Origin of the sequence: Streptomyces sp. NPDC006208 (assembly GCF_040613775.1) — a bacterium.
Lineage (GTDB): Bacteria > Actinomycetota > Actinomycetes > Streptomycetales > Streptomycetaceae > Streptomyces.
Genome location: NZ_JBEXSW010000004.1, coordinates 53,366 through 79,018, shown reverse-complemented (window position 1 = coordinate 79,018; position 25,653 = coordinate 53,366). Strand labels below are relative to the sequence as shown.

20 protein-coding genes, 1 tRNA gene and 1 pseudogene are annotated in these 25,653 nt (G+C 70.4%); 9 read left to right on the top strand and 13 right to left on the bottom strand.

What is annotated here, in order from left to right; genetic code table 11:
• Window positions 1-182: 182 nt before the first annotated feature.
• From ABZ208_RS04170 to ABZ208_RS04160, 3 genes are all read right to left on the bottom strand, one after another.
• Window positions 183-2,060, bottom strand: a complete 1,878-nt coding sequence (locus ABZ208_RS04170) for a protein kinase (protein WP_356908023.1) — start codon at window positions 2,058-2,060, stop codon at window positions 183-185.
• Window positions 2,061-2,570: 510 nt separating this feature from the next.
• On the bottom strand, window positions 2,571-3,068 hold the full coding sequence (locus tag ABZ208_RS04165) for a tautomerase family protein (RefSeq protein ID WP_356908022.1): 498 nt from the start codon (window positions 3,066-3,068) through the stop codon (window positions 2,571-2,573).
• A gap of 82 nt (window positions 3,069-3,150) precedes the next feature.
• Window positions 3,151-3,714 carry a TetR/AcrR family transcriptional regulator gene (locus tag ABZ208_RS04160; RefSeq protein WP_356908021.1) on the bottom strand — a complete coding sequence of 188 codons (564 nt, stop codon included), beginning with the start codon at window positions 3,712-3,714 and terminating at the stop codon, window positions 3,151-3,153.
• Window positions 3,715-3,818: 104 nt separating this feature from the next.
• Here ABZ208_RS04160 and ABZ208_RS04155 point away from each other — a divergent pair.
• Window positions 3,819-4,446 (top strand): annotated as a pseudogene (locus ABZ208_RS04155) (tyrosine-type recombinase/integrase); the annotation flags it as partial.
• Window positions 4,447-4,514: 68 nt separating this feature from the next.
• Here ABZ208_RS04155 and ABZ208_RS04150 read toward each other — a convergent pair.
• Window positions 4,515-4,590, bottom strand: a tRNA-Arg gene (locus ABZ208_RS04150).
• Window positions 4,591-4,767: 177 nt separating this feature from the next.
• Between ABZ208_RS04150 and ABZ208_RS04145 the strand changes: the two genes are divergently transcribed.
• The gene (locus ABZ208_RS04145; protein ID WP_356908020.1) at window positions 4,768-5,112 is read left to right on the top strand and encodes a hypothetical protein; all 345 of its coding nucleotides are present in this window, start codon (window positions 4,768-4,770) and stop codon (window positions 5,110-5,112) included.
• Between the two features lie 37 nt (window positions 5,113-5,149).
• Window positions 5,150-8,395 (top strand): BTAD domain-containing putative transcriptional regulator, encoded by a 3,246-nt coding sequence (locus ABZ208_RS04140; protein ID WP_356908019.1) that lies wholly within the window; start codon window positions 5,150-5,152, stop codon window positions 8,393-8,395.
• 30 nt (window positions 8,396-8,425) lie between these two features.
• Here the strand turns inward: ABZ208_RS04140 and ABZ208_RS04135 are convergent, their stop codons facing one another.
• From ABZ208_RS04135 to ABZ208_RS04125, 3 genes are read right to left on the bottom strand one after another with little or no spacing between them, the layout of a single operon-like run.
• Window positions 8,426-9,715, bottom strand: coding sequence for a cytochrome P450 (locus tag ABZ208_RS04135; RefSeq protein ID WP_356908018.1), 1,290 nt, complete (start codon window positions 9,713-9,715; stop codon window positions 8,426-8,428).
• A 52-nt stretch (window positions 9,716-9,767) separates the two neighbouring features.
• Entirely contained in the window at window positions 9,768-10,565 is a 798-nt protein-coding gene (locus ABZ208_RS04130; RefSeq protein ID WP_356908017.1) for an ABC transporter permease, read from the bottom strand.
• Window positions 10,562-11,533, bottom strand: coding sequence for an ATP-binding cassette domain-containing protein (locus tag ABZ208_RS04125; protein ID WP_356908016.1), 972 nt, complete (start codon window positions 11,531-11,533; stop codon window positions 10,562-10,564). The genes ABZ208_RS04130 and ABZ208_RS04125 overlap by 4 nt, the downstream gene beginning before the upstream one ends.
• A 355-nt stretch (window positions 11,534-11,888) precedes the next feature.
• Between ABZ208_RS04125 and ABZ208_RS04120 the strand changes: the two genes are divergently transcribed.
• Window positions 11,889-13,580, top strand: a complete 1,692-nt coding sequence (locus ABZ208_RS04120) for a class I adenylate-forming enzyme family protein (RefSeq protein WP_356908015.1) — start codon at window positions 11,889-11,891, stop codon at window positions 13,578-13,580.
• Window positions 13,581-13,655: 75 nt separating this feature from the next.
• On the opposite strand, the gene ABZ208_RS04115 is transcribed toward ABZ208_RS04120, so the two are convergent.
• A complete protein-coding gene (locus ABZ208_RS04115) occupies window positions 13,656-14,942 on the bottom strand; it encodes a M6 family metalloprotease domain-containing protein (protein ID WP_356908014.1) in 1,287 nt (428 codons plus the stop codon).
• 276 nt (window positions 14,943-15,218) lie between these two features.
• Between ABZ208_RS04115 and ABZ208_RS04110 the strand changes: the two genes are divergently transcribed.
• Both ABZ208_RS04110 and ABZ208_RS04105 read left to right on the top strand, forming a co-directional pair.
• On the top strand, window positions 15,219-15,869 hold the full coding sequence (locus ABZ208_RS04110) for a helix-turn-helix domain-containing protein (RefSeq protein ID WP_356908013.1): 651 nt from the start codon (window positions 15,219-15,221) through the stop codon (window positions 15,867-15,869).
• Window positions 15,870-16,007: 138 nt separating this feature from the next.
• Window positions 16,008-17,531, top strand: coding sequence for an MFS transporter (locus tag ABZ208_RS04105; protein WP_356908012.1), 1,524 nt, complete (start codon window positions 16,008-16,010; stop codon window positions 17,529-17,531).
• A 113-nt stretch (window positions 17,532-17,644) separates the two neighbouring features.
• Here ABZ208_RS04105 and ABZ208_RS04100 read toward each other — a convergent pair whose 3' ends face one another.
• Window positions 17,645-18,160, bottom strand: coding sequence for a MarR family transcriptional regulator (locus ABZ208_RS04100; protein WP_356908011.1), 516 nt, complete (start codon window positions 18,158-18,160; stop codon window positions 17,645-17,647).
• Window positions 18,161-18,328: 168 nt separating this feature from the next.
• Between ABZ208_RS04100 and ABZ208_RS04095 the strand changes: the two genes are divergently transcribed.
• Window positions 18,329-19,120 (top strand): class III extradiol ring-cleavage dioxygenase, encoded by a 792-nt coding sequence (locus tag ABZ208_RS04095; RefSeq protein ID WP_356908010.1) that lies wholly within the window; start codon window positions 18,329-18,331, stop codon window positions 19,118-19,120.
• A gap of 24 nt (window positions 19,121-19,144) precedes the next feature.
• Here the strand turns inward: ABZ208_RS04095 and ABZ208_RS04090 are convergent, their stop codons facing one another.
• Window positions 19,145-19,732, bottom strand: a complete 588-nt coding sequence (locus tag ABZ208_RS04090) for an N-acetyltransferase family protein (RefSeq protein WP_356908009.1) — start codon at window positions 19,730-19,732, stop codon at window positions 19,145-19,147.
• 149 nt (window positions 19,733-19,881) lie between these two features.
• Here ABZ208_RS04090 and ABZ208_RS04085 point away from each other — a divergent pair, with 149 nt between their 5' ends.
• On the top strand, window positions 19,882-20,898 hold the full coding sequence (locus ABZ208_RS04085; RefSeq protein WP_356908008.1) for a sigma-70 family RNA polymerase sigma factor: 1,017 nt from the start codon (window positions 19,882-19,884) through the stop codon (window positions 20,896-20,898).
• A gap of 148 nt (window positions 20,899-21,046) precedes the next feature.
• Here the strand turns inward: ABZ208_RS04085 and ABZ208_RS04080 are convergent, their stop codons facing one another.
• The gene (locus ABZ208_RS04080) at window positions 21,047-22,009 is read right to left on the bottom strand and encodes a YafY family protein (RefSeq protein WP_356908007.1); all 963 of its coding nucleotides are present in this window, start codon (window positions 22,007-22,009) and stop codon (window positions 21,047-21,049) included.
• Window positions 22,010-22,071: 62 nt separating this feature from the next.
• Here ABZ208_RS04080 and ABZ208_RS04075 point away from each other — a divergent pair, with 62 nt between their 5' ends.
• On the top strand, window positions 22,072-23,589 hold the full coding sequence (locus tag ABZ208_RS04075; RefSeq protein ID WP_356908006.1) for an MFS transporter: 1,518 nt from the start codon (window positions 22,072-22,074) through the stop codon (window positions 23,587-23,589).
• A gap of 85 nt (window positions 23,590-23,674) precedes the next feature.
• On the opposite strand, the gene ABZ208_RS04070 is transcribed toward ABZ208_RS04075, so the two are convergent.
• On the bottom strand, window positions 23,675-24,490 hold the full coding sequence (locus ABZ208_RS04070; RefSeq protein ID WP_356908005.1) for a DUF6227 family protein: 816 nt from the start codon (window positions 24,488-24,490) through the stop codon (window positions 23,675-23,677).
• A gap of 104 nt (window positions 24,491-24,594) precedes the next feature.
• On the bottom strand, window positions 24,595-25,647 hold the full coding sequence (locus ABZ208_RS04065; RefSeq protein WP_356908169.1) for a P1 family peptidase: 1,053 nt from the start codon (window positions 25,645-25,647) through the stop codon (window positions 24,595-24,597).
• Window positions 25,648-25,653: the final 6 nt, after the last annotated feature.

The window sequence follows — 25,653 nt, the reverse complement described above, 5'->3', positions numbered from 1 at the left end:
TCATTTGCCGGCGGTCGGTCCCGGCCCTTCCTCCATCGAGGAAATGGACTCCGTGTTCAACGCGTGAGTGCCCTTGCGCCGGCCGAAGTCCCACGACACCCACGGCGACATCATCGGCCATCGTGCGGTCCGCGACCAGCCGTTGAGGCCGGGATCACCAGCTCCAGTTGAACCACTTGCGTCTATCCGTGCTTTGTCCGAGTGGGGGAGAAACTCTCACGAGCCGCATCGAAGTGTCTTCGGATGTCGGGGACTTCGCTGTCGGGTCCGGTGGCCCAGAAGTCGTAGGTCCGCCCGTTCTTGGTGTACCGCAGATCGATCGAACGACGGCGAACGCCTGAGGCGGTGTCGTACCAAGTGAACTCCCAGATGGCGGCAGGTGCACCGTTGTGCTCGAGCCGCTCCAGGCGGACTCGCCGGTATTTCGGATAGTCGCCGGCCGCCGAGGTGCCGGTGCCGTCGTTGTCCTGTGCCGAGAGTTCGGCATACGGGTCCCCCTTTCCGTCAGGCGGATTCAGATGGACGCCGAGCCCATAGGTTTTGTCGGCCGAGTAGTAGAAGATGCGGCGCTTGTCCGCATACGGTCCGGTCCAGTCTTTGCCGATCTCCACGGTGAATCCGGCCGGATCGCTGATCGCGCGGAACCCGGGGCGGGCGGCTGTCGGTGAAACCGACGGTGTGGCTTGGCCGCTGGGGGGAGTCTGGGACTGTTCGGCCAGCAGGGGAGGCACGGCATAGACACCCGCGGCTGCGAGAGCGATGACCGTCGAGCCGATGAGTGCACGGGCGATCCAGCGGCGGGAGGCGCGACCGGGAACCTGTGCCAGGTCCGTGTCTTCGGGCCGGACGGGTCTTTGCCGGTCGTCCGGAGGAGCGGTGGGCCGGCGTTCCTCGGAGGCCGTACCGGTTCCGAACTCGGATCGCCGCCGGTTGCCGGGGACACGAGCGGATGCGGCGACAGGGGTCGGCGCCTTTGTGCGGAGTGTGAGTCCGTGTGGCGGCGGCGCGTCGGGGCGCTCGGCGGCAATCAGCAGGGACCGGGCCGTCGATGCCGTGATCCGCTGCGCCGGGTCCTTGGTGAGCAGTCCGTCGATGACCTCGCTGAGGGGACCGGCATTGCGCGGCGGGTCGTACGTGCCGTCGAGCACGGCCTGGAGCGTCGCGAACTCGTTGTTGCGGCGGAACGGAGAGCGTCCCTCGACCATTTCGTAGAGGGTCGCTCCCAGGGACCACAGATCACACGCCGGTACCGCTCTCAGTCCCTGGACGCGTTCCGGCGACAGGTACTCGAGTGTGCCGATCATCGCGCCGGGCACGGTCAGGGTGTCGGCGCCGGCCACGGAGGCGATGCCGAAGTCGGTGAGAACGGTGCGGCCGTCCGGCCGGGCCAGCAGAAGATTGGACGGCTTCACATCGCGGTGCACCACACCGGTCGCGTGGGCCGCGATCAGCCCGTCCAGCGCCTCGCGGGCGATGCGAGCCGCATCGCCGACCGCCACACGGCCGCCGGCCATTTCCTCCGAGAGGGAACGTCCCGCCACGAGCTCCATGATGATCCACGGCCGGTCGTCGTCCATGACGACGTCGTGGATCTCGACCACGTTCCGGTGCTGGACCAGGGCCGCAGCCCTGGCCTCCCGCAGCGCCCGCTCCGTCCGTCGACGCCATTCTTCGGGATCGAGATCGACGCGCGCCCGGATCTCCTTGACCGCGACCGCACGCCCCAGCTTCACGTCCTGGGCCGCCCATACCGCGCCCATGGCTCCGCGTCCGATCAGCTCGTTCAGCTGATAGCGGCCCGCGGCCAAGCCCCGAACTTCCGGTTCGGCCATTCCCCGTCCCCCACGCCCGCTGTGCTCCGTGGCCATGCCGGGACTGTTATCTGCCGTCAGGCCTTCGATCTCCCGAGATTCTGCCTCAATACACCGAACCAGTGTGCCCGGGGTTGTAATAGGGACCGGCTCAGCGACAGCACCCGTCGAATCCAGGAGCGATTCGGCTCCCCACCGATTGCCGGTCTCCACTGTTGGGTTCGGGTTCGCCGCGTTCAGCGCGGCCACTCGGCGCGGCTGACGTCTACGTGACGACCGCGAACCTGGCCTTGGCGGCATTCACTGCCGGGGACTGCGACTCACCCGGACGTGCCACGTCGATCCAAAGGGCAGTGACGCCCCTGGCGGTGAGGCCGGGAGCGCCTGTGCGTCCAAGCGCGTGTTGGAACCACGCCTAGCGGTCCGGGCCCCGGCGCGGGTGAGTGCACCTCGAGGAGACCGGGAACCCGTTACGGTGCCGGGCATGTCTGACACCGGCTTCTGGACCTTCCCGCCCGACGGCGGCGGCGTAGGCGTCGATGGGGTTGGGCTTCGAGTTCGTTTCGGGGAAACGGACGTCCAAAGCTCGCCCGAGGTCCCCCTCCAGGGGACCTCGCCGGAAGCAGATCAGCCGAATCGTCACGTGGTCTGACCGCCCGCCCTGCCTTCGGATGACTCCTGGCGGCAGGACGGGCAGCCAATTGGTCAGAGTGCCGAGCAGGACCTTCCCTGCCGGCCTTTAGGACGAAGTCCGGTAGCTCAGGCGGTGGGGAGGCCGCGTTCCTGGCGGCTCTGGGCGATGCGGTGCTGGGCAACGCCGCGGCCCTTGTCGGCGTCGCCGATGGCCGCGCCCAGGATGTTGCCCAGGCTCTGGATGCTGCCGAAGGAACCCCAGTGGCCCTCGGGGATCTCGAGCGGGAACACCCAGACCCGATCCTGGGCCTTCTCGTCGTTCGCACCCTCCGCGCGCACGATGGCGTCAGTGACCTCGGCAACGAGCTGCTGCTTCTTGGCTGCGCCGTTGAGCTGGCCCTCGGGAACCGACGCGATGACCCGGTAGTGCGGCTTGTCGGGGACAGCGCCGGCTACGAAGACCTCGGGGCGGTGCAGGAACGCCCAGGAGATCTGTCGGGCGAATGCGTTCGACGGGTCTGCGCCCTCGGCGCGCAGCAAGATCGAGGTGAGTTCGTCCATCAAGGTGCGTTCGGCGTCCGGGTCGAGCGCGCCGGTCGGGATGTAGACATCGAGCATGGGCATGGCATTTCTCCCTGGGTGGGCGGTGCATGGAAGCGAAGACCGCGTGGATGCGGCGCATCGGGGTCTGGGGGGCCAGTCGCAGTTAGAACAGTTCGGTGAGCTCGCTGACGACCGCGTCCAGAGGTGCGGTGCTGCGCTGCGCCCGGGCCAGGATCACCGCGCCTTCGAGCGACGCGACGGTGAGGGTGGCCAGCGTCGCGGCACGCGGTGCGGCGAACCCGTTCGCGCACAACAGGTCGCGGAACTGGTTCTGCCATCCGGTGAAGACTTCGCGGGCGATGTCGGAAGCCGCCGGAATCTGCTCTCCGCCACCCACGGTGAGCGCCGCAATCGCGCAGCCCGACCGGTAGTCGCTGACCGTGAGAAGGGTTCGCCAGAAGTCAGCCAACTGCGCGAGCGCCTGCCGAGGCTGCGCGGGGCTGTCGCCCTCTTGGAGGAGCACGGCCATGCGCTCACCGGCTGCACGGGCCGCGACGGTGATCAACTCTTCGCGACCGCCTGGGAAGTGGTGGTAAACGGATCCGCGCGGTGCGCCGCTGGCCGCGAGCACGCCGTCGATCGTCGTCCCGGCCGCGCCGCGTGTTGCCAACAGGTTGACCGCACTGTCGACCATCCGGTCCCGGGTGCTGCCCTTGGTGCGCGCCATCTGCCCTCCTCGTGAACCCTGATATTGACTATGCCATAGAACATAATGCGTGCATAGGCATGAGCTGATCCCGCACAGGGGCCCTCTCCCTCAACCCACCACCCTCCTGGGCCGAGTGCGACACCGAGCGCCGCTACCTGCTCGACACGGTGGACCAGGGCGCGCCCGTGCCCACCCGCTCGGCCAGGCTCTCCGAGTGGCTGCCCTACTGTCTGGACAACGTGATCAAGCCCCGTCGCAAGCTCAGCACGTACGACAAGTACGAAGCTCACGTCCGGCTGTACCTGGTGCCCATGATCGGAGCGAAGGGGTTGGAGTCGTCCAAGGGCCGCCGTCGTCGGGCGGTGCCGCTCCCGGCGATGTGCATTGCGCCGCTTCGCTGGCACCGGATGCGCAGGCCGCCGCTAGGCAGCGTGCGGGGAGTCGTGGGACGAGGGCGGCTACGTCTTTGCCACGCGCACCGGTCTTCCGGTCGAGCCCCGGAACGTGTACCGCTCGTTCACCCGCGTCGCTCAGTCCGCCGGCCTCCGCGTCATCCGGCTGCACGACGCCCGGCACGGCTGCGCGACGCTCCTCACCGCGGCCGGGGTAACGCCTCGCGTCGTGATGCAGATTCTTGGGCACAGTCAGATCAGCATCACCATGGAGTCCACACACGTCGTCCAGGACATGCAACGGGAGGCGATCAGCCACATGGACCGGCTGCTCAAGAGACGGCCCGACCGTGGGTGACTGCCGTCGTTGATGTCAAAAGCTGATGTCAAAGGCCCCGGACCTTGATCGGTCCGGGGCCCTTTGCCTGGTGCCCCCGGCAGGATTCGAACCTGCGACACCCGCTTTAGGAGAGCGGTGCTCTATCCCCTGAGCTACGAAGGCGGGGCCTGACGGAAACCGTGCCGGAAACCTTGGTGGGGATCCGTGTCACGGCGAGCCAAACGCCCTGGTCAGCTGACACGCGCGCGTGATTGGGCGGGATGTCCCGGTGGACACCTTCCCCGGCACACATCGAGTAGCCGACTGACCGCTGACAGCCTAGCGGATCGTGTTGCTGGGGTGCGCCCCCATAAGGCACCACGACTGCTCGGGAGTGGGGTCGAGTCGCTGACCTGCGACAAGGCGGGCCGCCTCAGCCGCGGTGGGGGTGCGCCGGCGGTCTGGTGTGCCGACTGGGATGTCCGTTCCGTCCCGTCGGCGCACAGGGAGTGCGCGGTCACGACGACCTCGGTCGACCACGCTTTCCTGCGCAAGTGCCGGCCGCTGACGACGGCGCACTGCGCCGAGCGGGGTCTGCCCTGCCACGAGGTCTCGGCGATCCGCTCGTACATCGAAGTCCTGGCGCCGCTGCGCCAGGTCACCGAGCGGCCGGGGCGGCGGTTCCAGGTGGTGCGGGTCGGCTGACGTGTCGGCCCGAGCCGGTGCTGGCTAACCTGCTGCGGTGGCCATCGAGTTGACCCTTCTGTCGTCGGTCTCCTGCCAAGGGCAGGACATCACCGCCCCCCGTCTGCGCGGGCTGCTCGCGCTGCTCGCCGGTGAACACCGTGGGGGGTGCAGTACGGGGAGGCTGGTCGACGGGCTGTGGCCGGACGAGCAGCCGGAGAATCCGACGAAGGCGCTGCAGATCCTGGTGTCCCGGGCCCGGGCGCGGGTGGGGGCCGACGTGATCGCCAGTACGCCCACCGGGTACCGGCTCGCGCTCCGGGAGGACCAGGTCGACGCCTCCGCCGTGCTGCTGCATGCCGCCGCGAGCGCGGAGAAGGCCCGGGCCGGGGATCACGCGGGCGCGCTCGCCGAGGCCGAGGCGGGGCTGGAGCTGTGGGACGGAGACGGCGGCGGGGACGGTGCCGGGAGCGCCGGGCTCGACGATCCCGTGGCCGCGCTGCGGGCCGAGCGGGCGGTGGCGTACCGGGCCCTCACCAGGGCCCGGGCTCTGGGAATGGCGCGCAGCGGCCGCCGGGACGAAGCCGTGGCGTCGCTCGCGGGGCTGGTCCGCGAGCTCCCGCGGGACGAGGAGCTGCTGCTCGAACTGATGCGCTGCGAGGCTGCCACCACAGGGGCCTCCGCCGCCCTGGCGACGTACGACCGCTACCGACGCACCCTGCGCGACGAACTCGGTACGGACCCCGGGGCCGCGCTCCAGGCCCTGCACCAGGAGCTGCTGCGGGGCGAGGCGCCCGTGGTACGGCGCGGGGTGCCCCACGAGCCGAATCCGTTGCTCGGGCGCGACGCCGACATCGCCGCCGTGGCGAACCTGCTGCGCATCTCACGGGTCACCTCGATCGTGGGAGCCGGCGGCCTCGGCAAGACCCGGCTCGCCGGTGCCGTCAGCCGGGACGCGGAGCAGCGCGTGGTGCACCTGGTCGCGCTCGCCGGTGTCACCAACGACGCGGACGTGGCCGGCGAGGTCGCGTCGGTCCTCGGTGTCGGCGAGTCCCGGCTGGCGCCCGTCAGTGGCTTCGGCCTCTCCACGGACGTGCTGACCGGCATCGTCGGCGCCCTCGGGGCCGGCCCGGTGCTGCTCGTCCTGGACAACTGCGAGCACGTCGTGCGCGGCGTCGCCGAACTGGTGCGGGCCCTGGTGTCGATGACCCGGGACCTGCGGGTGCTCACCACCAGCCGGGCGCCCCTCGGCATATCCTCCGAATCGGTGTATCTCCTCCCGGAGTTGGACCTGGCGACCACCGTCGAGCTGTTCGAGCAGCGGGCCCGCGCCGCCCGCCCGGACATCGAGCTGCCGGCCGGCCCGGTCGCGGAGCTCTGCCGCCACCTGGACGGGCTGCCGCTGGCGACCGAACTGGCGGCGGCCCGGGTGCGGGTGATGTCGGTCGCCGAGATGGCCCGGCGTCTGGAGGACCGGTTCGCGCTGCTGCGCGGTGGCGCGCGGGACGCGCCGCAGCGCCACCGCACCCTGCACGCCGTCGTCGACTGGAGCTGGAATCTCCTCGATCCTGCCGGGCGCACGGCCCTGCGCGCCCTCTCCGTCTTCCCCGGGGGCTTCACGGCAGATGCCGCCGAGTACCTGATCGGCGGCCACGAGCTGTTCCTCGATCCCTTCGACGGCCCGGAGGTCCTGCAGGTGTTGGAGGACCTGGTCGACCAGTCGCTGCTCAAGGTGACCGACACCCCGTCCGGCACCCGTTTCCGGATGCTGGAGACCGTACGGGAGTTCAGCGCGGTCCACCGGGAGAAGGCCGGCGAGACCGAGCACGTGCTGCGTCAGTTCACCGGCTGGGCCCGTGACTTCGGCCTCGCGCACCATGACGCGCCCTTCGGCCCCGATGCCTTCGCGTCCTGGCGGCTGATCCGGGCCGAACAGGACAACCTCGTCAGGGCGTTCAGACTCGCGCTCGCCCAGGAGGACGCTCCTACGGTCGCCGCGACCGCCGCGGTGCTGGGCAGCCTGTGGACCACCGAGGCCAACTACGTCCGGCTGATCGCCCTGGCCGGGGACACCGGCCGGCTGCTCTCGCACTTCCGGCCGGAGCCCGAGTTCGTCGAGGCGGTCCGCACTCTCGCGGCCCTGGTCACCGTCAATGTGTTTCTCGGGGTCGGAACCGGGCCGCTGCGTTTCCTCGTCACTCTGCGCCGGCTGCCGCCCGCCCCGGCGGACACCCTGGTCAGAGCGATCGCGACGGTCATGGGGGCGGTACCCGAGGTGTTCGGGCCGGACCGCACCGTGCTGAACGCGCTCTGCGGGAGCAGCGAGCCGCTCCTCGCGGGTGTCGCCGAGGGCGTGGCCAGCTATGTGTGGGAGAGCGAGTACGAACCGGACCGGGCGATGGCGGCCGCCCGGCGGATGCTCGGCGCCTTCGGTGACCGGCGCGTCCCGTGGCTGCAGATCATGGCTCTGTCCCGGCTCAGTGAACTGTGTCTGCAGACCGAGCGGGGCGAGGAGGCGCTGCGCGGAATGCGCGAGGCCATGCGGGTGCTCGACGAGCTCGGTGAGTGGAGCGACATGATGGGCCTGCGCTGGGGCATGGTGCTCGGAAACCTGCAGACCGGCGACATGGACGAGGCCGAGCGATGGCTGGAGCTGGCCGTGCTCAACCGGCCTGAGGACGCCGCCGACATCCTCACCCCCGACCTCGGGGCACGCGCGGAGATCGCGCTCGCGCGGGGTGGGACCGAGACGGGCCTGGCGCTGTGGCGACGTGCCGCGGAGCGCCTCGAGAACGTGGGGGAACCCCTCTTCGGGGCCGAACTCGACCTGGAACCGTGGGCCTTGGAGATCCAGGCCGTGTGCGTCGCCGCTCATGCGCAGTACGGCCGGCTCGACCTCGTCGAGGAGATCGCCGCCGTACTGCCGGACCGTCTGACGGCCCTGCTGTCCCGTCCGGGCGCCGTGTCGCAGCGGGCCCTGGTGGATCTTCCGATCTGTGGCGCGCTGCTGTTCGCGCTCGGCATGGCCGATCTGGACCGCGCAGGCCGCGCGGGCGACGCCGGCCTTCTCAGGACCGCGGTCCGGCTGATCGCCCTGGCCGAGCGCTTCCGCTGCCTGCGGAGCTTCCAGCCCACCATGTCCTCCGCCCGGGCCCGGAGCGCGGCCGAGGACGCCGACAGGGCGGCGTACGACGACGCGGTGTCGGCGTATGCCGCCCTGGAGCGGGACGATCTCGCGGAGGCTGCCCTGCAGTTGGTCCGGGAGCGGGACCGGGAGGGGCAGGGGGACCGGTGCCGGGCATGAAGGTGGCGGTGGCGGTGCACCGGGCGCGGGTCAGAGCCGTACCGGCAGCTGCAGCAGGTGGAACCCGTCCGCCGGCCAGTGGCCGAACTCCAGCTCGTCGCGGCCCACGGCGAGCGCGGTGCCCGGCCGCCGGACGAGAACCTGGTCGAAGACCACCGAGGTGACCAGGCGGCCGAGAGCCGCGCCGAGGCAGTAGTGGGCTCCGTGGCCGAAGGCGAGATGACCGTCACCGCGACCGAACTCCCGGGTGATGTCCAGCCGTTCCGGGGCCTCGCCGAACTCCTGCGGGTCGTGGTTGGCGGCGAGCAGCGCCACCGTCACCGTCTCGCCCTTCTTCAGCGCGGTCCCGGCGAACTCGAAGTCCTCGGTGGCGTACATCGAGGCGCCGATCCGTACGAGGGTGACGTGGCGCAGCAGTTCGGGGACGGCCCGCTCCAGCAGCTCCGGCTCGGCGCGGAGCCTCGCCAGCTGGTCCGGGTGGTCGAACAGGGCGAGAACCGCGTGGGCGAGGAAGAGAGCGGGCGGGGTGATGCCGGTGCTGATCAGGAGAAAGACCACCGAGACCAACTCGTCCTCGGTGAACCGTTCGTCGCCCTCCCGGCCGCCCTCGATCAGTGCGGAGACGAGGTCCTCGGTGGGCTCCGCCCGGCGCCGCACGATCAGCGCCTTGACGTACTCCACGATGCCGATGAGTCCGTCGGCCATCCGGCTGCCGTCCCCGTACGCGAAGTCGCGGATCCACGCGCAGACCTGGGGCCTGTCGGCCTCGTCGACGCCGACGAGCTCGCAGATGACGAAAGTGGTGAGCGGATAGGCGAACTCGCCCAGCAGGTCCGCCTCGTCCTTCGCGGCGAGTTCGTGGATCAGATCCGCGGCGGCCCGCTCCACGAACGAGCGGAGGGCGGCGATACGCCGGGCGGTGAAGGCGCGGGTGAGCGGGGCGCGCCGGCGGGCGTGGTCCTCGCCGTCGAACAGCGACAGGTGGTCGGTCACGTACTTCGCGTACTCGGCCGGGAAGCCCTCGAACGCGGCGGCCATCAGCTCGTCCTGGGCGTCGGAACCCTCGGTGCCGCCGGGGACCTTGGAGCGGTCCCGGATCAGCCGGGGCTCGGTCAGGGCGGCCTTGACGTCGGCATAGCGGGTGATGAGCCGGACCGGGGTCTGCAGCTCCGGGAGCACCACGTGGGGGAGTTCGGTCGTGGCGCGGAGGTTCGCGTAGCCCTGGACCGGGTCCTCGACGAGCTCGGGCGTCAGGTGGACGGCGTTGGCGGTCCTGGCGGCGCCGGCGGTGTTGACGGCGTTGACGGTGTTCTCGGACATGGGGTGGTGCCTTTCTCCGTGGAGGGGCGGATCGTGCCGGAGGGAGCCGGACCTACCGGGGGTCGCGGTTGAACTGCTTCTTCGACCACACGTAGCCGAGCAGGGCGATCGCGAGGCTCCAGGCCACGGCCATCCAGCCGTTGTTGCCTATCTCCGAGCCGGTGAGCAGTCCGCGCAGGGTCTCGATGACGGTCGTGAACGGCTGGTACTCGGCGAACCAACGGATCCAGCCGGGCATCGAGTCCACCGGCACGAAGGCGCTGCTGATGAAGGGCAGCAGGAAGGACAGCGGCAGTACGGCGTTGCTGGCCGCTTCGGGGGTGGGGTTGGCCATGCCAAGGCCGACGGCCAGCCAGGTGAGCGCGAAGCACATCAGGGCCAGGACACCGGCGGCCGCCAGCCATTCGACGGCCGAGGCGCCGGAGCGGAATCCGATGGCCAGTGCCACGCCGGCCACCATGAGGAGGCTGACCATCGTCTGGATGACACTGCCGACGACGTGACCGACCAGGACCGACGAGCGGGAGATCGCCATGGTGCGGAAGCGGGCGACGATGCCTTCCGACATGTCGGTGCAGACGGCCACCGCGGTGGGCAGCGAACCCGAGCCCACGGTCATCAGCAGGATGCCGGGCACGACATAGGCGATGTACGCGGCGCGGTCGCCGCCACCGCCGAGCCCCGCGCTCAGCGCGCTGCCGAAGACGTACACGAAGAGCAGGAGCATGATGACCGGCATGGCCACGACGGCGACCGTCATGGAGGGGTAGCGCCTCACGTGCAGCAGATTGCGCCGCAGCATGGTCATGGAGTCGCGCAGGGCGTACGAGGGAGTGGTCGTCGAGCTCATCGGGCTTGCACCTTCTCGTTGTCGGGGCGGCCGGTGACCGCGAAGAAGACGTCGTCCAGGTCGGGGGTGTGCACGGTCAGTGCCTGGGGTTCGATCGACGCGCCGTCGAGCACATCGAGCACGGAGCGCAGGGCGTGGATGCTGCCGTCGCTCGGGACCTGCAGGGAGAGCGCTTCCTCGTCCGGGATTCCGGTTCCGAGAGCGCGGGTGGCTGCGGCGAGCGAGCCGGCGTCGCCGAAACGCAGCCGGACATGGCCGCCGGGAACCAGGCGCTTGAGCTCGTCAGGCGTGCCTTCGGCGACCAGCTTTCCCTGGCTGAGGACCGCGATGCGGTCGGCGAGCTGGTCGGCCTCCTCCAGGTACTGCGTGGTGAGGAAGACGGTGACGCCTCCGGCGACCAAGTCCCGGATGATCTCCCACATGTTGTGGCGGCTGCGCGGGTCGAGCCCGGTGGTCGGCTCGTCGAGGAAGATCACCTTCGGTGCGCCGACAAGGGTCATCGCGATGTCGAGGCGGCGGCGCATGCCACCGGAGTAGGTGGAGGCCGGCTTCCTGGCCGCGTCGACCAGATCGAACCGTTCGAGCAGTTCGGCGGTGATCCGCCGGCCCTCGCGGCGGCCCAGGTGGTGCAGGTCCGCCATGAGGGCCATGTTCTCCTCGCCGGTGATCATGTTGTCCACGGCGGAGAACTGACCGGTGACGCCGATCGCGGCGCGCACCTCCTGGGGGCGCTCGGCCAGGTCGTACCCGGCGACGCTCGCCCGGCCGCCGTCGGCGGTGATCAGGGTGGAGAGGATCTGGACGGCGGTGGTCTTGCCGGCGCCGTTCGGGCCCAGCAGGGAGAAGACCGTGCCCTGCGGGACGTGCAGATCGATGCCGTCGAGGACCAGCTTGTCGCCGTACGCCTTGCGCAGGCCGCTGACCGCGATGGCCGGCCGGGGCGGCGTGTCGTGGTGAGGTGAAGTCATGCCGCAGAGCTTCCGGGTGGCCGGCTTCAACGCGGCTTCAGCACGGTTTCACCGAGGGCGGCCGATGCCCCGGTCCGGTTTCGCGGGCGGGGCGGGGCTCTTTCGCGAGCATGGCTTCCGCTCCGAGAAGGCCCTGCTCAGGCCGGAGAGGAACCGGTCGACGGTACGCGTGGCGGGCGGCGCGTCCGGGCCGGCAGCCGGACATCCAGGATCGGGACCCGGCCGCGGTGACCGCCCGCGATGAACGCCCGCGATGACCGTGTCTCTCGTCGGGCGGTTTTTGAACCTTGACGGTGCCGAGGACCCCGCATAGCGTCGCGCACGTACTGAGCAAGCGCTTAAAGAGGGGCGATCTGTGCCGCACCCCGATCCGTCCGTCCGCCCCGAGGCCGCGCTGACCGCGCCCGGTGCTCCTTTTGCCGTCGTACGCGCCGAGGACGGTGGGCTGCAGTACGCGGACGGACCGCGCACCCTACGTGAATTCGTCGAGGCCACCTGGGCGTTCGGGGACCGGCCGTTCCTTGTCGCGGAGAGCCGGACGTACACCTACGGCGAGTTCTTCGCCGCTGCGAGCGCGCTGGCCCGGCGGCTCGTCGAGGAGTACGGGCTGCGTCCCGGCGACCGGGCCGCCGTCGCCATGCGCAATCACCCCGAGTGGCAGATCGCCTTCTGGGCAACGCAGTTGGCGGGACTGGTGTCCGTGCCGCTCAACGCCTGGTGGACGGAGGAGGAGCTGGCATACGCCCTCGACGACTGCACCCCGCGGGTGCTGCTGGTCGACGGGGAGCGGCTGCCCCGCACGGAGGCGTGGCGGGCAGGAAACGGCGTGCGGGCCGTGGTCTTCCATCACGACGGGCCGACGGGTGAGGGTGTCGAGCGGTACGAGGACTTCGACGAGCCCGATCCGTTGGCCGCGCCGCCGGCGGTCGAGGTGGCGGCCGAGGCCGACGCCACGATCATCTACACCTCCGGGACCACCGGCCGGCCCAAGGGCGCCGTCGCCACCCAGCTCGCCCAGGCGGGAGCAGCGGCCAACCCGCGCTTCCACGCCACCGCCGCAGCGCTCGCGCGCGGCATCGTGCCCGGCCAGGGGCGGGCGCCCGTCGTGCTGATGACGTTCCCGTTCTTCCATGTGGCCGCCTTCACCACGCTCTACGCGATGATGGCGACCGGCGGCACGCTCGTCCTGATGCGCAAGTGGAACGCCGAGCAGGCTCTCGCGCTCATCGAGCAGCACCGGATCACGCACTACTCCGGCGTGCCGGCCACCGCGCTGCAGCTCCTCGACGCCGCCGAGCGCACCGGGTCCGAGCTGGCGACGCTCACCAACCTCAGCACCGGCGGAGCCGCCGCGCCGCCCGATCTCGTGGCCCGGCTGACGGGACGCTTCGGGCATCGGATCGAACCGCGCAACGGGTACGGGCTGACCGAGACCAGCGGAGGCGTGCTCGCCAACTTCGGCGCCGGATACCGCGAGAACCCCGGCAGCGTGGGCCGTCCCGCACCCGCCACCGAGGTCCGTATCGCCGGTCCGGCCGGCGAGGCGCTGCCCGAGGGCGAGGTCGGCGAACTCTGGCTGCGCGGCCAGTCCCTCGTCCGCGGCTACTGGCGCAACGACGAGGCGACCGCGGCCGCCTTCCGGGACGGCTGGCTGCGCACCGGCGACCTCGCGACCGTGCACGACGGGCGGGTCAGCATCGTCGACCGGATCAAGGACATGGTCATCCGCGGCGGCGAGAACGTGTACTGCGTCGAGGTCGAGGCCGTGCTGCACGACCACCCCGATGTGGCCGACGCGGCCGTCCTCGGCGTGCCGCACCCCGTCCTGGGGGAGGAGGTCGCGGCGGTCGTGCAGCTGCGGGACGGCGCCCTGGTCACGGCCGACGGGCTCAGGGAGCACGTCGGCAGGACGCTCGCCGCGTTCAAGGTGCCGGCGCACGTGGTGCTGCGGGACGAGCCGATGCCCCGCAACCCGACGGGCAAGATCCTCAAGCGCGAGCTGCGTGAACCCGTACGGGAGCAGCTGGAGCTGCTCAAGGAGGCGTGACCACGGCTCAGGAGTGGTGGTGCCGGCCGAGGAGGAGCGGGTGGTGCCGGCCGAAGGGGAGCGGGTGGTGCCGGCTCAGGAGCGGGTGATCCGTACCCGGTAGATGCCGCCCGCGTCCTCCCGGAGCACGGATATACGCACCCCGGTCTCGCGGTCGCTGAAGGATTCGCCCGGCTGGTAGGGCGCATCGGACAGCTCCGCGTGCACATTGGGCCGCCGGGTGCAGCCGCCGCTGTCCTGTTCGCTGTCCATGACGGTGACCGGGCCCCGCCCGGTGTCCACGCCGGTCCGCACCCGGTAGATCAGCACGCCCGGCTCGCACACGGCCTCGTCGTTGCCGGACCGGGTACGCACCTCCACCGCGTAGCCGCTGTCCTGGTCCACCGGGACGATGGCCAGCTTGGAGCCGCCCCGGGTCGCGAGCGGGGTCAGCGCGTACTCGGTGGTGCCGGGTGCGGACACGCAGCTGATCTGGCTGTTGTCCAGCCAGCCCAGCTTCCATTTGTGCCAGCCCAGCAGATCGTTGTTGGCTCCCCAGTCCTCGGACATGATGTCCCAGTGGCCGACCGCGCCCCCGCCGTCATGGGTGTAGAGGTCGGGCAGGCCGAAGACATGGCCGTTCTCGTGGGGCAGGACGCGATAGCCCGTCTCCGCGTACGACCCGGAGCCGTCGTCCTGGCGGCTGTAGACGAAGGACGTGTTGGCGAGCGGGACGCCGTCCGCGTACGGGGCGTCCTCGTTCCCGGAGAAGGTCACCGACAGCACGGTGTCCAGCGCGGACGGCCCGGCATTGGGCGTGACCAGCACATTGACCAGGTCGTACGCGCTGAAGTCCACCTTGGGGTCGGCGACCGAGACCAGATCCTGGACGAGCCGCCGGTAGCCGGGTTCGTACGACGAGCCGCGCTCTATCCCGTACGCGGCGAACGGCATCGGCATCCGCAGCCAGTCGCTCACCGGGGCGTGCGGGCGGTAACTGAGCCGCCCGTACGAGCTGGTGCTGAACCACTCAGACGTCTGCGGGAAGAACTCGGCGAGCCGGTCGAGTGCCGAGCCCTCCCCCTGCGCGTCCGAAAAGTCGATCATGAGATTCAGGGCGCGCACGGGTCCGGTCGAGGCCGCGTACCCGGACGGGGTCGGCATGCCCTCCGACATCTGCACCCCGAACGTCGTGGGGATACGGCAGGGCCCGAGCCCCGTCGCGTCGGGGGCGGCCACCGGTCCCGCCGAGGCGCGGGACGGGGCGGGGAGTGTGGCGCTCGCGGTGGTCAGCGCGGCGAGGGTGAGGGAGGCGAGGGCGGCCAGGGCTCCGAGGCGGTGGGGTCCGCCCCGGCGGCGTATCCGGGGGCGCGTCTGCTCCATGAACTCGCCTTCGGGTCCGCGGCAGCAGGCCGGACCCTGGCTGCACTCCGTCCCGAAACAGCCTGATTCGGGAGGGGGTGGTGCGCCCGTCGGGTGGTCCGATCGTGCGATTTTTCGTCGGCGAAGGACTACCGCGCAGTAGGGGTGACTCAGGTCACATGGAGGCCGGAAATAACCGGGGATCGATTCCCCGTTTGGACCTGTGTCCCCGCGAAACGGGGAGTCGGTCCCCGATTACGGGACCGGGTGGAACCGACCTGGAGAGGGAGTGGAGCTGTGAGCCCCGCCGCCGCCACCGAAACGCGCCGCACGCCGCGCCCGCGGGCCGACGCCCTGCGCAACCGCGAGCGGATCGTGACGGCAGCGCGCGAGATGTTCGTGGAGTTCGGACCCGAGGTCCCGCTCGACGACATCGCCCGCCGCGCCGGAGTCGGCAACGCCACGCTCTACCGCCACTTCGCCGACCGTGCGGTCCTCGTCCGCGAGGTCGTCCTCAGTGTCATGACCCGTACGGTGCAGCAGCTCGAGACCGCAGACGCCGAGGAGGCCGACCCCTTCTCCGCGCTGTGCCGCTTCGTCCACGCGGCCGCCGATGAGCGGATCGGCGCCCTGTGCCCGATGCTCTCCGGCAGCTTCGACTCCGACCATCCCGATCTGCACGCCGGGCGCGAGCGCCTCGAGGCGGCAGTGCAGAGCCTCGTCCAACGGGCCCAGAGGGCGGGCCGCATGCGCGCCGACGTCGCCGCCGGCGATCTGATGATCGCGCTGTCCCAGCTCACCCGGCCGCTGCCGGGCATCGAGTGCCTGAGCATCGACCAGTTCGTCCACCGCCATCTTCAGCTGTTCCTGGACGGCCTCGAAGCGCCCGCGCGCTCCGAACTGCCGGGTGCGGCCGCGACCCTGGAAGACCTCCGGAGCTCCATGTGATGCCGTAAGCCCGGGCAGGGCCCGCGTCCACGGCCCGCTGACCCGCCAACTCCCTTACTGAGCAAGCCTCTTACTCACTTCACTCGCGAGGACAGGTGTCCCGCGTGATCTCTCCGTACTCCTTAGGTGGCCAGACCCATGCCAAAAACACCCGACATGTCTCTCCCTGATGCCAACCGCTGGAAAGCCCTGGTCTTCATCGCCCTCGCCCAGCTGATGGTGGTGCTCGACGCGACGATCGTGAACATCGCGCTGCCCACCGCCCAGCAGGACCTCGGCATATCCGACGCCAACCGGCAATGGGTCATCACCGCCTACGCCCTGGCCTTCGGCGGACTGCTGCTCTTCGGCGGCCGTATCGCCGACCTCTGGGGCCGTAAGCGCACCTTCGTCGTCGGACTGTTCGGCTTCGCCGCGGCCTCCGCGCTCGGCGGCGCGGCGAACGGCGAGGCGATGATGCTCGGCGCCCGCGCCCTGCAGGGTGTCTTCGGCGCGCTGCTCGCGCCCGCCGCGCTCTCGCTGCTCGCCGTGATGTTCACCGACGCCAAGGAGCGGGCCAAGGCCTTCGGTATCTACGGTGCGATCGCAGGTGGCGGTGGCGCCGTCGGCCTGATCCTCGGCGGCTTCCTCACCGAGTACCTCAACTGGCGCTGGACCTTCTTCGTCAACATCCCGTTCGCGATCGTCGCCGCCGTCGGCGCGTACTTCGTGATCCGTGAGCCCGAGGGCGCGCGCAACCGCTCGTCCCTGGACATCCCCGGTGTCGTCCTGTCGACCCTGGGTCTGGTGGCGCTGGTGTACGGCTTCACCCGCGCCGAGTCGGCCGGCTGGTCCGACAGCCTGACCGTGGGCATGTTCATCGCCTCCGTGGTGCTGCTCGCCGCGTTCGTCGTCACCGAGGCGAAGGTCAAGGCGCCGCTGCTGCCGCTGCGTGTGCTGACCGAGCGCAACCGCGGCGGTGTCTACCTCTCGCTGGGTCTCGCGATCATCGCCATGTTCGGGCTCTTCCTCTTCCTGACGTTCTATCTGCAGGTCGTGAAGGGGTACTCGCCGGTCAAGACGGGCTTCGCGTTCCTGCCGATGATCGCGGGCATGATCACGGGCTCGACCCAGATCGGCGCCCGCCTGATGACCCGCGTCGCACCGCGGCTGCTGATGGGCCCCGGCTTCGTGGTCGCCGCGGTCGGCATGCTGATGCTGACGCAGCTGGAGATCGACAGCTCGTACGCGGGCCTGATCCTGCCGGCGCAGCTGCTGCTGGGCCTGGGCATGGGTACGGCGTTCATGCCGGCGATGTCGCTGTCCACCCACGGGGTGAACCCGGCCGACGCCGGCGTCGCCTCCGCGATGGTCAACACCTCGCAGCAGGTGGGCGGCGCGATCGGTACGGCGTTGCTGAACACCATCGCGGCCTCCGCCACGACCGCGTACATCGGCTCGCACGCCGCCGGGGCGCGCGACCCCAAGCTGCTGGAGCTCCAGGGCATGGTGCACGGCTTCTCGTCGGCGATCTGGTGGGCGGTCGGCATCCTGGTGGCAGCCGCGGCGATCGCGTTCACGCTGATCAACACCGGGCGTCCGGGCGGCGGTCCGGCCGTCGCGGGCTCGGGTGACGCCGATGCCGTCGAGGACGAGGTGAAGGTCCCGGTCATCGCGCACTGAGGGGCAACACGAACGCGTGAGAGATCACGCGTGCGCTGGAGAGATCACGCATGACCGAAGGGCCTCGTCCGATGCATCCGGACGAGGCCCTTCGGTGTGCAGGCCCGCAGCCGTCAGCGCAGCCAGGGCAGATCCGCACCGGTGTCCGGCGGCTGAAGCCCCTCGGCCATGACACGCATGATCTCGCCGAGCTGTTCGACCTGCTCGGGAGTGAGCCGGTCGAACATGGCCTGGCGTACGGCCTCCACATGGCCGGGCGCGGTCCGCCGCAGCACGTCGTGGCCCGCGTCCGTGAGCACCGCGTTCTGGCCGCGCTTGTCGGAGGGGCAGTCCTCGCGGCGCACCCAGCCGTGCTTCTCCAGACGGGCCACGGCGTGGGAGAGCCGGGACCTCGTGATCTTGGCGTCGATGGCCAGCTCGGTCATCCGCTTGCGGCGGTGGGGGGCCTGGGAGAGCTGGACCAGCAGGCCGTAGTAGATGTGCGGCATCCCGGCGTCCCGTTGCAACTGGCGGTCGAGATGGTCCTCGAGGAGGGTGGTGGCGTGCAGATAGGCGCGCCAGACGCGCTGTTCGTCCTCGGTCAGCCAGCGCGGCCCGGCGCCGCTCCCGCCGTTGGATGCCGTGTTCATGTATCCCACTCTACGACCCATTCTTGAAAGTTGAACAATATGGGGTTAGGGTCGATTTAGCTTGAAGGTTCAAGTAGAACGCTCAAGCGTCGAAGCGGTCGAAGAAGAGATGCCGGCGAAAGCCGGCCAGGCGTGGGGCGCGGGCAGCCGGTCCCATCGGGAGCCGTCATGAATGCAACACCTGAGGCCCGGGTCGGGGCCCGCATGCCCGCCCTCTACCTCTCGCACGGTGCCCCGCCGCTCGCCGACGACCCGGTGTGGCCCGGCGAGCTCGCCGCCTGGTCCGCCGGCCTGCCGCGCCCCCGGGCGATCCTCATGGTCTCCGCGCACTGGGAGGAGGCGCCGCTCGCGCTCGGAGCGACCGAGGCCGTTCCGCTGGTGTACGACTTCTGGGGCTTTCCCGAGCACTACTACCGGGTGCGCTACGACGCGCCCGGCGCACCCGGCCTGGCCGACTCCGTACGCAAGCTGCTGCGCGGCGCCGGTACCCCGGTCCAGGACATCCCCGACCGGGGCCTCGACCACGGGGCGTACGTGCCGCTGGTGGAGATGTATCCCGGGGCGGACGTTCCGGTGCTCCAGATCTCGATGCCCACGCTCGACCCGCAGAAGCTGATGGAGATCGGGCGCAGGCTGGCGCCGCTGCGGGACGAGGGTGTGCTGATCGTCGGCAGCGGCTTCTTCACCCACAATCTGGCGGCGCTTCGGCACGCTGGGACACCCGGCTGGTCGACGGAGTTCGACGACTGGGGGCGGCGGGCGCTGGCGGCGCAGGATGTGGACGCGCTGCTCGACTTCGAGAACAAGGCCCCGGCGGGCCGGCTGGCTCACCCGCGCACCGAGCACTTCGCCCCGCTGTTCGTCACCCTGGGAGCCGCCCAGGGCGAGCTCGGGAGCGGCCGGAGCGTGATCGACGGCTTCTGGATGGGCCTCGCCAAGCGGTCCGTGCAGTTCGGCTGACCCGGCAGTTCGGCCGGGCTGCGGTCAGGGCAGCACCGGCTCGCCCAGTCGCTTCTCGTACCAGGCGACGTCCCAGTACCGGCCGAACTTACGGCCGACCTGCTCGTACGTGCCGACGTGCCGGAAGCCGAAGCGGGTGTGCAGGGTCACCGAGCTCTCGTTCGGCAGCGCGATGCCCGCGTAGGCCCGGTGCAGGTCCTCGTTCTTCAGGGCATCGAAGAGCGCCGTGTAGAGAAGGGTGCCGATGCCTCGGCCGGTGGCCTCGGCGGCGCAGTAGACGCTGACCTCGACGGAGGTGGAGTACGCGGGCTTGGGGCGGAACGGGCTGCTGGTCGCATAGCCCAGGATGCGACCCGCCCGGGAGTGGCCCCCCGCCCGGGAGTGATCCGCGGAAGAGCCTTCGGCATTTCGGACATCCTGAGCAACCAGAAGGCGGTACGGGCCGTCTTCAGGGTGGGAGTGCAGCCACGAGCGCCGCTGCTCAGCAGTGAACGGCGCCGTGTCGAAGGTGATGGGGGTCTCGCGGACGTAGTGGTTGTAGATCTCCGTGAGCGCCGTCAGGTCGGCTTCCGTGCCTGCCCTGACCTGGACATCTGTACATTCCTGCGGCATCTGGCCTCCCCCTGGTGGCCGCACAGGGTACTGCATGATCGCGAAAATCAATGCACCGTGTGGGAATTCTGTCCGGATTCCAGTCGTTGTTTCCATCGGATGCAGGGCACCCGGAAGGGTGTCGCGACCTACTCAGCAAGGGAGCACGCATGGCAACCCGTGCCGTCGCCCGTCGGCAGTCCGATGTTGGGGGCACCTCGAAGGCCGGAGGGTCCGAGAGGGCAAGCAGCGTTCGCGCCGTGGGCGGGGAGATCGCCGACCGCGACCTGGTCGGCATGTATCTCGATGAGATCGCGCGTACGCCACTGCTCGACGCCGCCAAGGAGGTCGAGCTTTCCCAGACCATCGAGGCCGGCGTCTACGCCCAGCAGATTCTCGACGGTGCAGTGGAGAGCGAGGCAGGGGGCGCCACGCGCGAGGAGCTCGAGGCCCTGGCGGAGCAGGGCGAGCGGGCGAAGGACGTCTTCATCCGCTCCAACCTGCGCCTGGTGGTGGCGGTGGCGCGGCGTTATCCGCGCAGCGGTCTCCCGTTGCTCGACCTCATCCAGGAGGGCAACGCCGGGCTGGTCCGCGCGGTCGAGAAGTTCGACTACGCGAAGGGCTTCAAGTTCTCGACGTACGCGACGTGGTGGATCCGTCAGGCCATCACCCGATCCATAGCCGACCAGTCCCGCACGATCCGGCTCCCCGTCCACCTGGTGGAGGAGCTCGGCCGGATCCGGCGTGTCCAGCGGGAGTTCAACAGGGAGCACGGCCGGGACCCCGAGGCCGCGGAGATCGCGACCGAACTCGGCTCCACGGAGGAGCGGATCGCTGACGTCCTGGACTGGGCCCGTGACCCGGTCAGTCTGAACATGGCGGTGGACGACGCGGGCGAGACGCAGTTCGGCGATCTTCTCGAGGACACCTCGGCGGTGTCGCCCGAGCAGTCGGTGCTGACGCTGCTGCGCAGCGAGGAGCTCGACGGCCTGATCGGCAAGCTCGACCACCGGACGGCATCGATCATCCGCATGCGGTACGGCATCGAGGACGGCCGTGAGCGGACGCTGACGGAGGTCGGCAAGGAGCACGGCCTGACGCGCGAGCGGATCCGCCAGATCGAGAAGCACGCGCTGCTGGAGCTCAAGCGCATGGCCCGGGACACGGGCTTCGACGCGGCGGCATAAGGGCGGCGGCACAAGGGCGGCGGTGTAAGGGGTCCGGCGACAGGCGGCCCCGGGGCGCACTCCCCGGGGCCGTCGATCTGGTGCCGCGTCGCGGGTCGGGTGCGTCGGCTGCCGCTCGGCGTGGGGCAGCTGCCGGGAGCTCGCGGGGTCAGCTGGTGGCCCGCGTCAGCCGGGTCGCCAGATCCGTGACGTAGTCGCGCAGTGCCGCCGGGCCGTGAACGGTGAACTCGCAGTCCACCAGCGCCAGCCGCAGGGCGAGCCACTCCACCGAGTCCGCCGCCCGCGCGCGCAGCCGGCAGGTCTCGTCGCCGGTCGCGACCGGCGATCCCAGGGTCTCCGGCAGCCGCGCCGCCACGTACGACGCCGGGGCCGCGAAGCTCACGTCGACCTCGTGCTCCGGCTGGCGCCTCGACATCGAGTGGCGCAGCAGCTCCATTGCGTCGTCCCCCGACGGCACCTCCCGCGGGGTGAACCGCGCACCTGTGGCGAACGGCTCCGCGACCCGGTCCACGCGGAACGTACGCCAGTCCTCCCGCCCCAGGTCGTACGCGACGAGGTACCACCGGCGCCCCGTCGAGACCAGGCGGTACGGCTCGACCTGCCGACGCGATTCCGACCCGTCCCCCGCGCGGTACGCGAACCGGAGCCGCTCCCTCGCGGTCACCGTGCCCGCGATCACCGTCAGCGTTCTTGGATCGATCGTCGCGCCGTCGCCCCTGGTGAGCGGGATCGTCGCGGCCTGGAGCGTGGTGACCCGGTGGCGCAGCCGGGACGGCAGCACCTGTTCCAATTTGGCCAGGGCCCGCACCGAAGCTTCTTCGATGCCTTCGATGGCATGGCCCGCTCCGGCCCGAAGCCCGACCGCGATCGCGACGGCCTCCTCGTCGTCGAGGAGCAGCGGCGGCATGGCCGCGCCGGCGACCAGGCGGTATCCGCCGACCGAGCCTCGTGTCGCCTCGACCGGGTAGCCGAGGTCGCGCAGCCGGTCGATGTCGCGCCGGATCGTGCGCTGGCTGACGTCGAGGCGCTCGGCGAGCTCGCTGCCGGGCCACTCGCGCGGGGTCTGGAGGAGCGAGAGCAGATTCAACAGTCGTGCCGGGGTGTCGGTCATGTCACTCAGGATGCCCCGCGACTAGGTCATGAGCTGACCTATATGGACTCTAGTTTCTTCCTATGAGTTCACAGCCCGCCGTACCGGATACGGCATCAGACCGTCGTCGCTGGATAGCCCTCGCCATCGTGATGACCGCGGCCTTCATGGACCTGGTCGACGTCACCATCGTCAATATCGCGATCCCCAGCATCAAGGGAGATCTTGGCGCGTCCTTCGGCGCGATCCAGTGGATCACGGCGGGCTACGCCCTCGCGTTCGCCGCCGGTCTGATCACGGGCGGCCGACTCGGTGACATCTACGGCCGCAAGCGGCTGTTCCTGATCGGCATCACCGGCTTCACACTCGCCTCCGCGCTCTGCGGCTTCGCCGCGAACGAGGAGATGCTGATCGCCTCCCGCCTGCTCCAGGGCGCGACTGCCGCGCTCATGGTGCCGCAGGTGCTGGCGATCATCCATGTCACCTTCCCCGCCCATGAGCGCGGCAAGGTCTTCGGCATGTTCGGCGCGATCATCGGCCTCGGCGCGGTGTCCGGGCCGCTGCTCGGCGCGCTGCTGACCCAGTGGAACCTCTTCGGTCTCGAGTGGCGTCCGATCTTTCTGATCAACCTGCCGGTGGGCATCGCGGGTCTGCTGCTGGGCCGCAAGTTCATCACCGAGTCCCGGGCCCCCAAGGCGCTGCGGCTCGACCTGGTGGGTGTCGCGATGGTGACGCTCGCGCTGCTGATGCTCATCTACCCCCTGACCCGCGGGCATGAGCTGGGCTGGCCGCTGTGGGGTCACCTGTGCATGGCCGGCAGCGTGCTGGTGTTCGCCGCGTTCGTGGTCTACGAGAAGTACAAGACGCGTAAAGACGGTTCGCCGCTGGTCGAGCTGTCGCTGTTCAGGGTGAAGAGCTTCGCCGCCGGCGTCGCCGTCCAGCTGACGTTCGGCATCGTGATGGGCATCTTCTTCCTGGTCTGGACGCTGTACATGCAGACAGGACTCGGCTGGAGTCTGCTGAAGGCGGGTCTGACCGGGGTGCCGTTCTCGATCGCGGTCTCCGCGGCGGCCGGGATGTCCGTTCAGATGCTGGTCCCGCGCTTCGGCCGGAAGGTGCTGCAGGCAGGCGCCGCGATCATGGCCTCCGGTCTGCTGATCTACATATGGGAGGCCGACCGCTACGGCACCGGCATCCACCCTTGGCAGATGATCCTGCCGCTGGTGGTCATGGGTGCGGGAATGGGGCTGATCGTGGCGCCGCTGACGGACGCGGTGCTCTCGGACGTCCCGCGCGAGCACGCCGGCTCGGCGTCCGGTCTGATCAACACGACCGGCCAGATGGGCATGGCGCTCGGTCTCGGCCTGGTGTCGGTGGTCTTCTTCGGATCGGTCGACGAGGAGCGGATCGTGCCGAACGGGATCGGCAAGGCCTATGCGGAGGCGTTCCAGCACTCGCTGTGGTGGGTGGCCGCGGTGCTGGCCGTGATCTTCGTGGTGATGTTCGCCCTGCCGGCCCGCCCCAAGCAGCATGTGGAGGGTGCGGAGGACGAGCCCGAGCCGGTGAAGGGCACCGAGCCGGAGCCGGTACTCGCGCACTGATACTCGTGCACTGACGGGCCGAACCAGGCCGATGCCCGCGTCACTTCGGTGCCGCGGGCATCGTCGTGTCATGACGGCAACGAGGTCAGCGGCGCACCTGCGCGCGGAGCTCCATCGCCTCGCGGGCGGTGTGCTCGGTGTCGTACACCTCGCACATATGGCGGCCGTCCGGGGTCGCCGTGTGCTCGACCTCCCACAGGCTCGTCTCCGTGCCGTCGAGCAGCAGGAACGCGTGCTCGTAGAGCGTGAAGCCCGCGTCCTTGCCCGCCACCCGGAACTGGCGGCCGAAGACCTGCGTGATGTGGTGGGCGAAGGCGGCCCGCAGCCGGCACGCCGTCTCCTCGCCCGGCCGGTCCGCGTTCTCCGCGCGGCGCAGTACGCGGCGGGCGTGGTCGGCGGAGTCGTCGGGCACGTACCTCGGCGGGAGCGGGGCCGGGGGAGCGCACATCAGCGAGGCGAGCAGCTCGAGATCGGCGTCCAGGTCCGGGCCCACGCCCTCCTCGTCCGGGCTGCCGGGGCGGGCGAGGAACCCGGAGCCCGCGAAACCCGGGAAGCCGGCCGGCAGACGTGACGCGGCGAGGCGGGCCTCGCACTCGTCGGCGTAGATCTCGTACTCGTCCGCGGCGTCCGGACCGGTGCTGTGGACGAGCTCCCACAGCGTGAGCGAACTGCCGTCGCTGAGCAGATACGTGTGCCGGTAGGTGGCGCGATGGAGTCCCGTGCTGTGGTGCGAGGAATGCAGCGAACTGGCGTGCGCCAGCGCCGACTCGAGCCGCTCGACCGTCCTGTCGGGCAGATCGAAGGAGTTGAGCGCCCGGCCCAGGAGTCGCTCGAGGTGCAGCTCGGTTGTCTCGTACGGTTCGTCGTGCTCGTCGCTCTGTCCGGTCGGCTCGTTCAACATGGGTCTCCAGGCCGTCGCCACACGTCACTTGCTGATTGCTAAACGTAGCGTCTGGGTCTGACAGCGCGTCCCGGGTTCGGCAAAACGAAGCGGCGCGAGGTGCGTCACTCGACGCCGTACAGCTCCCCGTAGGACGGAAACGTGCCGCCCGGCCCGTCGACGCTGCGCGCCGCCAGCACCGCTCGTACGATCGCCCGGGTCACCACGTCCGCGCCCGCGGCCAGCACTTCGTTGAGGGCCAGGGGGTCGGCCGTGTCGAGGCGGGCGGTCCCCGTGGCGAGCGCGAAGACCGTGTCGCCGTCGTTGAGGAGATGGACCGGCCGTACGGCGCGCGCGATGCCGTCGTGCGCCGTACCTGCCAGCTTCTGCGCCTGGGCACGGGTCAGATCGGCGTCCGTGGCGACCACGGCCAGCGTGGTGTTCAGCGGTGCCGGTCCGCTGTTCTCGCGTGCCTCGGCCAGCCGCAGCTGCGCCGCCGCGTGGACGGCCGCGGGCGGTGTCGCGACGCGCTCAGCGAGCTCGGCCACGTAACTGCCGTACAGGGCGCCCGTCCGCGGGTCGACCGCCGAGCCCGCCGCGTTCGCCACCACCAGCGCGGCGACCGTGATCCCGGACTCCAGGGCCGTGCTCGCGCTGCCGATGCCTCCCTTGAACTGTCCGACGACCGCGCCGGTCCCGGCTCCCACGCCGCCCTGTGCGACGGGTGCGCCCTCGGCCGTGGCCGCCGCCGCCTCGATCGCGGCGCGCCCGGTCGCCGCGTCGGGTCTGGCCCGCCAGTCGCCACCGCGTCCCAGGTCGAAGACGCATGCGGCCGGGACCACCGGAACCACCTGTGAGGGGTCCTGTCCGACCCGTACGCCGCGGCCCTGCTCCTCCAGCCAGGCCATCACGCCGGCAGCCGCGTCCAGCCCGAACGCGCTGCCGCCCGTCAGCACCACCGCTTCGATGCGCTGGACCAGATTGCGGGGGTCGAGCGCATCGGTCTCCCGGGTGCCCGGTCCGCCGCCCCGTACGTCCACGGCCGCCACCGCCCCGCCCTCGGGCGCGAGGACGACGGTCGTGCCGCTGAGTGCACGGTCCCCGGGAACCTGCGCATGACCGACTCTCAGGCCCCGCACATCGGTGAGCCCGTCCGTCGCCGCGTCATTCCTGTCCATAACGGC